This window comes from Paraburkholderia sp. GAS348 (assembly GCF_050434205.1).
Lineage (GTDB): Bacteria > Pseudomonadota > Gammaproteobacteria > Burkholderiales > Burkholderiaceae > Paraburkholderia.
The window spans coordinates 1-1,285 of the sequence record NZ_JBNPVT010000071.1 but is presented as its reverse complement, the minus strand read 5'-3'; the positions used below and the strand labels follow the sequence as shown (position 1 = coordinate 1,285).

Genomic DNA, 1,285 nt, shown 5'->3' with positions numbered 1-1,285 from the left:
AACGGTCCCAGCACCGTGTCCATGGCCCGGGAGAGCCAATCCTTCGGATCGTGATGCCCTTTGAGCAGAAGAGCGGAAAGAGCCGGTGAAAGCGTCAGCGAGTTGAACGCGGAGATGACCGTCGAAATTGCAATGGTCATCGCGAACTGCTTGTAGAACTGGCCCGTCAGACCACTCATGAACGCGAGCGGCACAAAAACGGCAATCAGCGTCAGGGCGATTGCGATAATCGGCCCGCTCACCTCCTGCATGGCCTGGTGGGTCGCTTCCTTTGGAGACAGGCCCGTGGCGATATTGCGCTCGACGTTTTCGACCACCACGATCGCGTCGTCGACCACGATGCCGATGGCCAGCACCATCCCGAAGAGCGACAGCGCGTTCACAGAGAAGCCAAATGCAAGCATCAGCGAGAACGTCCCGACAATCGAAACAGGTACCGCGATCAGCGGGATGATCGAGGCGCGCCACGATTGCAGAAAGACGATCACCACGAGTACGACCAGTGCGACAGCTTCCAGCAGCGTGTGAATAACGGCATGGATACTCGCACGCACGAACTGCGTCGGGTCATAGACGATCTCATACTTCACGCCTTCGGGCATATCCGCCTGGAGTGACTTCATCTCCTCCCGAACGTGCGCCGAAATATCCAGGGAGTTCGCGCCCGGCAGCTCGAAGATCGCCATCGCGACGGCCGACTTGTTGCTCAATAGCGATCGGCGCGCGTATTCGGAGGCGCCCATTTCGACGCGCGCGACGTCCTTGAGCCGCGTCACGGCACCATCGGGTGAGGTCTTCAGGACGATATCGCGGAATTCGTCTTCCGTCTGCAGCCGGCCCTGTGCATTCACGTTAAGCTGCAGCGGGACATCCGGAGTCGACGGAGACGCGCCAATCTGGCCGGCGGCAACCTGGAGGTTCTGGTCCCGGATCGCCGCCACCACCTCGTTCGCGGTCATGTTGTGCTCGGCCACCTTCTGCGGGTCGAGCCAGACGCGCATCGAGTAGTCGCCAGAACCCCACAGGGTGACCTGGCCGACGCCCGGAATACGCTCCAGACGGTCGCGCACGTTGATGAGCGCATAGTTCCGCAGATACGTGCTGCTGTATTTCTCGCTCGGCGAAACAAGGTGGACGACCATGGTCAGCGTCGGAGACGACTTGATTGTCGTCACCCCAAGGCGCTGGACGTCTTCGGGCAGGCGGGGCAGCGCCTGGTTCACCCGGTTCTCGACCTGCTGCTGGGCAAGGTCGGGGTTCGTCCCGAGCTTGAACGTGATGGTCA

General features: G+C 61.1%; 1 protein-coding gene. It reads right to left on the bottom strand.

Features of this window, described 5'->3' with window-relative positions; translation table 11 throughout:
• A partial coding sequence (locus P3T22_RS33240; protein WP_429327286.1) for an efflux RND transporter permease subunit occupies positions 1-1,285 on the bottom strand: 1,285 nt, incomplete at both ends.